Source organism: Pectobacterium sp. CFBP8739 (genome assembly GCF_013449375.1).
GTDB lineage: Bacteria > Pseudomonadota > Gammaproteobacteria > Enterobacterales > Enterobacteriaceae > Pectobacterium.
The window spans coordinates 1-5,375 of sequence record NZ_JACDRR010000018.1 but is presented as its reverse complement, the minus strand read 5'-3'; the positions used below and the strand labels follow the sequence as shown (position 1 = coordinate 5,375).

Genomic DNA, 5,375 nt, shown 5'->3' with positions numbered 1-5,375 from the left:
TGACTTCCCTGTCTGCCTGCCTCGCATCATAGCAGCGGCGGCAGCCGCTGCCATTAGTCGTTTGCCTTTTGGGGTTTGGGGTTACCACGGCAACCCGCGCCGGGGACACTGCTTGTCTGTGGCCCCGGCGCGGGTTCTGCGGGGGCGGGCGGCACAGAGTCCGCAAGCGACGCCCTGCGGCGCTCTGTCACGCTGTGCCTCAAGGATGAACCCGGTTTTGCATGACCACGCCACACCGGGGCGGGGGCGGAAGCTGGCGAGCGGGGAAGGAGCAAGGAGCCTGCGACTGCGACCCCGCGCAGCCAGACGCAGCCGGGCGGGCATGAAGCCGTTAAGCGCCGTGACGCAGGAACGGCTTCTGCTTTGGGGTTGACGTTGGCCGAGAGTTGGCACGTAGCCTGCGCCGCCAGGGATGGCGGCCACGCCGTCGGTGCCACGGAAGGAGCGCGGCTGCCGACAGCAGAGGTGAGCGCAGCGAGCCTGTGCGCCGCGCTGTGCTGAGCTGCCGAACCCCGGCGGCCAGCCGCACGCCGATGCGGAAGAAGACCGCAACGCGCCCATACCCTGAACGGCGCCGACATAATGTTCGTTACGCGTTGGCCGCGTTCAGCGGCTTTCGCGTAATGCCACATTATGTTGAATGACGAACGGCCAGCAACCTGACAGGAAGAGAGTGATGAAGGTTGGCGCTGGCTGGGCGGCATTTACCGCCGGAGCGCCTTAGCCACATAAGGCAAGAGGTGCGCCACGGACGGCGCGCCTGTTGCCCTGCACCGTCCCTGCGGGCTTGAAGGGAGTGAGCTACTTTTCTGTTGCGTCCGGCTGCGGCGTGGCGTCCGGCCTAGGTTCGTCCGGTTTGCTCTTCCGGCGTCGGGGCTTCGGCTTGCGCTCTGCCGGATGCGTCTTCTCATGCACCTGTTTCAGATGCCCGATAGCCACACGGGTATATATCTGCGTGGTTTCCAGTTTCTCATGGCCGAGTATCGCCTGGATGTGTCGCGTATCTGCGCCCCGCTCCAGCATCTGCGTGGCCATCGAGTGCCGGAACACATGACATGCCCCCGCTTTCTTCAGGTGAGCATCATCCCGTATTGCCCGGCCTGCCAGTATCGTCAGCGTTGACCGTGCCAGCCGCTTACCCCATATCGTGACGAACAGGTAGCCGCTGTCGTGTTTGGTCGTCAGTCGCGGCCTTACCGCATCCAGATAGCGTTGTACCCAGACCAGCGCACGCAGGCCAACCGGCACCACCCTGTCCTTGTTCCCCTTGCCCTGTCTGACGACAAGCACCCCGCGCCCCACGTCCACATCGGCCAGCATCAGCCCGGATAGCTCTGACCGCCGTAGCCCCGTGCTCCACAGCATTTCCAGTACCGCACGGTTACGCAGTCCGGTTAACGTCTCCGTGTCCTGCGCGTCCATTACCGCTTCCGTCTCTTCCTCGCTCAGTATCTGCGCCGGAAGCCGTTTCTCCGCTTTCGGCAGCGTTATCTGCTCGGCGGGGTTGTACAGGATATGGTGCCGTTGCAGCAGCCAGCGGAACAGCATACGGATTGCCGTAAGGCGATTAAGCTGACCGCCCTGTGCCAGTAGTTTCCCATCCGCTTTGCGGTAACCACCGAGATAGCGTTGATAGGCTTCCAGCACCGACAGGCTCACCTGTGCCGCCTGCGTCATGCCACGCTCTTCGCACCACGTCACGAACGGGCGCAACCGTTCACTGTACGCCTCCACCGTGCGCGGGCTGTGGTTCGTCGCGGTCAGGTGCTCAAGATACGCCATCATGTACTGGCGCAACGTCTGTGACAGGCTGCTAAGGTAAGTGGCTTCCGGGCTGGGCGGTTTGGGTCGAGTCATGGCGGCGCATCCTGCGAGATAAGAAGAAGGGAACTACGATGTGATGCGGCGACTTTTCTTTACCGGAACAGTGCTTTTCGCCTTATCGCCACTTGCGGCTGACGAACCATTATCTGACGTGGCTTGGCGGGATTTCCCTTCCTCCAACTTGGCACCAACTTGGGGGCAACTTGAGGCCAACTTGCTCTCCTTAACCCCCAACTTGCATAAGTCGTACTGTTTGCCTGTGTCGTTTTCTGGCGGTTCGATAAGGCCGCACAGATGCGTGTTGTCATCGCTACCGTTCCCATCCCACAGCAACTCGTACTGCAACAGGTGCCCCCGACTGCCGCCATGAACCAGCAGATATTCCATTTCGACCAGCCGCAGACAGTGGACTTTCAACTGGTTATCGCTCCACTGTGTCGCATCGCGGATATCCCGCCGCGTAAAGCGCACCTCACCCGGTTTACGGCTCTGCGCGTGTGCTAACTGGTTCACCATGCCCTGTATCAGCAACAACAGCTTCCTCGTCTGCGGCGGCATCTCGTCCAGTGTGCGACCAAGGATTTCATGCGCCAACTTGTTGGCCAGCACGATATCGGAACGCGCTACCTCGATATACTCGATGACCGCGCCACGGTGCGCTACCGTCTTCACCTCCCGCTGGTACTGGTGCAGCAGCGCGATGCTTTGTATCAGCGTCAGGTATTTCATATGGTCGCGGCGCGTGCGCGTCTTGTCGCTCAGGAACGTAAGCTGTGACGCGAACGGGTTCACCACCTTGAGCGGGCGTAACAGTCGTTGCGCGTTCTGGTGCAGCTCAGTGAGATAGCCTTTCTCGTTCTCCATCAGTAACCCTTCCAGTGTCTGTTTATGACGCTGCAAGGCGTGTATCGCCTCAGTCTGTTCACGGGATTCGTTCACGGTAAGGACAAGGCAACGGTTCAGCAGTTCTTCATCCACATCGATAGCGGTTGTGGTCAGCATCAGCATCACCGGGCCTTTCACCGTGTATTGTTTCGTCACCAGATTACCCGTCGCATCATCCTTACCCGTACTGGCGATAGTTAACTCGCCGTCACTCTGTAACAGTTTCAGCGCATACGCCGCCTGACGAACCCCTTCTTCTTCCGCTATCGCCAGTATCTTGTGTTGCAGATTAGTTTCGCCCAGATAGAACAGGCTCTGACCTGTCATCGCGCTGTACTGTAAGCGCTCTTCCGGCGGGATGAGATTAAGAACGGCGTCCATCAGGCTGGATTTGCCCGCCGCACTGGATGACTGGATTAACACCGCTAACGGCCTGTCCAGCTTGCGCGACACCGCCGCCAGATAACCCGCCACTAAGTTGGTCGATTCACCGACCACGCCGCACGCCGCAAGGTCATCCGTCAGCCTGCCGATAAGATTCGGGTCACGCAGCAGCGCCAGCGCCTCCGCTTTGGCATCGTCATCCAGTTCAGGTACGTTTTCAGCAGGGATTTCAGGTTGAGCAAGGTGATTTTCCAGTGCCAGCAGCACCCGCCCTAAGCGCTGTTTGATGTCGCTTTCTGCCAGCCCTAACTCACTCGCAGCCAACCGCGCATACCCCGCACGGCTCCGCGCACTCATCATGTCCACGCTGTCCGCGAACACCACGCCGCTTTCCGTATCCAGTACCTGCGCGTTCACCTTCATCACGCCGCTGCCGACCTTCACCGACGTCATGCCCCGGATGCGCCATTGCTGGCCGGACAGCGCTATCTCAACCTCACCGTTCGGCAGCGCTTCAACCACAACCCCGGCAGCTAAGGAAGAGGCAGATTGCGGTGAGGTTTCAGGCTGGGGCGCGGCTTTCCGTTGTGGCACAGATTCAGGTTCAGTGCTGACCGCTTCCCCCATCGCCATTGCGCCTTCTATCGCGGCACGGAACGCCTGCTCTGGCTCGGAGACTTTGCACAGGTACTCGTTCGCATCCATGCCCGCCGGGAACACCACACGGAACGGCGTGATGCCATCAGCAACCAGAGACGAAGCCAGTTTTTCCGCGCTCTCATCCCCTGCTGCGTCGTTATCGAACGCGATAAGCACCTGTTTTACCCCGTGGCGGATAAACGCTTGCCGTATCTCATCGGTGAAGCCGTTGACCCCGTAGGCCGCTGTGACGTTACGGTAGCCCGCCACCCAGAACGACATCGCATCGATGAGCGATTCACACAAGATTACCGACTTACTCGCCACCAGTGCCTGCTCGTTCCACACCCCGCCGTGTGGCCCCGGCAGATACAGGTGATTGGGCGTTCCGGCACGCAACCTGTCACCCACCTTGCGCCCGTACAGCTCCCGCACCTGACCGTTAAGGTCGATAACCGGAACGACTAATGAACCAGCCAGATGCTCATGGCCGGATGAACGCATCACCCCGATGGCCTGCAACTGGCTGCGAACGGTTGCCCCGTCCTTCAGTTTGCTCGATGGCAGACGGTAGCCCAATGTACGGTTAGCGAACCCCAGCTTAAAGGCAGCGACTAACTCAGGATGATTCAGGCGGCGCTTTTCCAGATAGGCGATAGCCTCCGGCGCATTGAGTAAGGTGTGGTGATAGAACTCGGTAACGCGATGCAGCAACGCCTGCCTTTCCTGTTCATTAGCGATATCACTAACAGGCGGCAACGGCTCAGCGGCGGGCACGCTACCCAGCTCACGCCGCAGCTTATCAACCGCATGAGGCAAGCTGAGATTCTCCGTTTTCATCACCCAGTCCAGCACCGAGCCGCCTGCATCACAGCCGAAGCAGTGATACAGGTTCTTCTCCGGGCTGATAACGCACGACGGGGTTTTCTCCTGATGGAACGGACATAGCACCACGAAGTCCTTGCCGCGCTTCACCACCTTACGCCCTTGACCACGCACCACTTCAACCAGTGACACGCCGGCTTTCAGGTGCTGCAACTCAGATTCGGGGATGCGTGCCATATCGGGAACTCCTGTAAATACCTGTCAATAGGGTCTGAGTAAAAATAACTCGACAAGTATATACATCAGCTAGTAGTATTTACAACAGTATAATGTAAAACATGGAGTAGATTATGGTCATCAGGTCACAAAGGATTTCAGGTAAAACGACTATGGCCGCACCGATAAGCAATGAAGAACAGGTATTTATCACTGAGCTGGGTAAGCGGATAACCGCGCTGAGGAAAGACGCAGGGATGACACAGACGCAGGTTGCACAGGCGCTAAACGTCTCCCAGCAGGCCGTACAGGCATGGGAATCAGGAAGGCGACGCATACAGATTTCCATACTCCCAGCCGTGGCGAGAGTGTTATCAGTTTCTCTTGAGGATTTACTCGGCGAGGAAGCGGAGAAGGCCGCCCGTAAACGTGGCCCGATGCCAAAATGGCAACAGCTTATTGAAGAGATTGACAGCTTGCCCAAGGCAAAACAGAAGATGATTTCGGAGATGTTAAGCGCCCTGATTGCTCAGGCGCGTAACTGACGGATAAATAACGCGGCGAAGATGAGTTCGCACCTCACCCACGCCGCTCACCACAAG

Annotated in this window: 4 protein-coding genes; 1 reads left to right on the top strand and 3 read right to left on the bottom strand. The window is 58.8% G+C overall.

The window, feature by feature from the left end:
• Positions 1–53 precede the first annotated feature (53 nt).
• From H0247_RS14010 to H0247_RS14000, 3 genes are all read right to left on the bottom strand, one after another.
• Positions 54–704, bottom strand: coding sequence for a hypothetical protein (locus tag H0247_RS14010; RefSeq protein WP_180743091.1), 651 nt, complete (start codon positions 702–704; stop codon positions 54–56).
• 97 nt (positions 705–801) lie between these two features.
• Positions 802–1,857, bottom strand: coding sequence for a site-specific tyrosine recombinase XerC (gene xerC / locus H0247_RS14005; protein WP_180743090.1), 1,056 nt, complete (start codon positions 1,855–1,857; stop codon positions 802–804).
• A 33-nt stretch (positions 1,858–1,890) separates the two neighbouring features.
• Positions 1,891–4,794 carry a CHC2 zinc finger domain-containing protein gene (locus H0247_RS14000; RefSeq protein ID WP_180743089.1) on the bottom strand — a complete coding sequence of 968 codons (2,904 nt, stop codon included), beginning with the start codon at positions 4,792–4,794 and terminating at the stop codon, positions 1,891–1,893.
• Positions 4,795–4,946: 152 nt separating this feature from the next.
• Here H0247_RS14000 and H0247_RS13995 point away from each other — a divergent pair, with 152 nt between their 5' ends.
• A complete protein-coding gene (locus tag H0247_RS13995; RefSeq protein ID WP_180743088.1) occupies positions 4,947–5,318 on the top strand; it encodes a helix-turn-helix domain-containing protein in 372 nt (123 codons plus the stop codon).
• The last annotated feature ends 57 nt before the right edge of the window (positions 5,319–5,375 follow it).

Excerpts from the sequence above, each read along its gene's own strand:
- H0247_RS14000 (WP_180743089.1), bottom strand. The coding sequence starts at position 4,794 with ATGGCACGCATCCCCGAATCTGAGTTGCAGCACCTGAAAGCCGGCGTG.
- xerC (WP_180743090.1), bottom strand. The coding sequence starts at position 1,857 with ATGACTCGACCCAAACCGCCCAGCCCGGAAGCCACTTACCTTAGCAGC.
- H0247_RS13995 (WP_180743088.1), top strand. The coding sequence starts at position 4,947 with ATGGCCGCACCGATAAGCAATGAAGAACAGGTATTTATCACTGAGCTG.
- H0247_RS14010 (WP_180743091.1), bottom strand. The coding sequence starts at position 704 with ATGCCGCCCAGCCAGCGCCAACCTTCATCACTCTCTTCCTGTCAGGTT.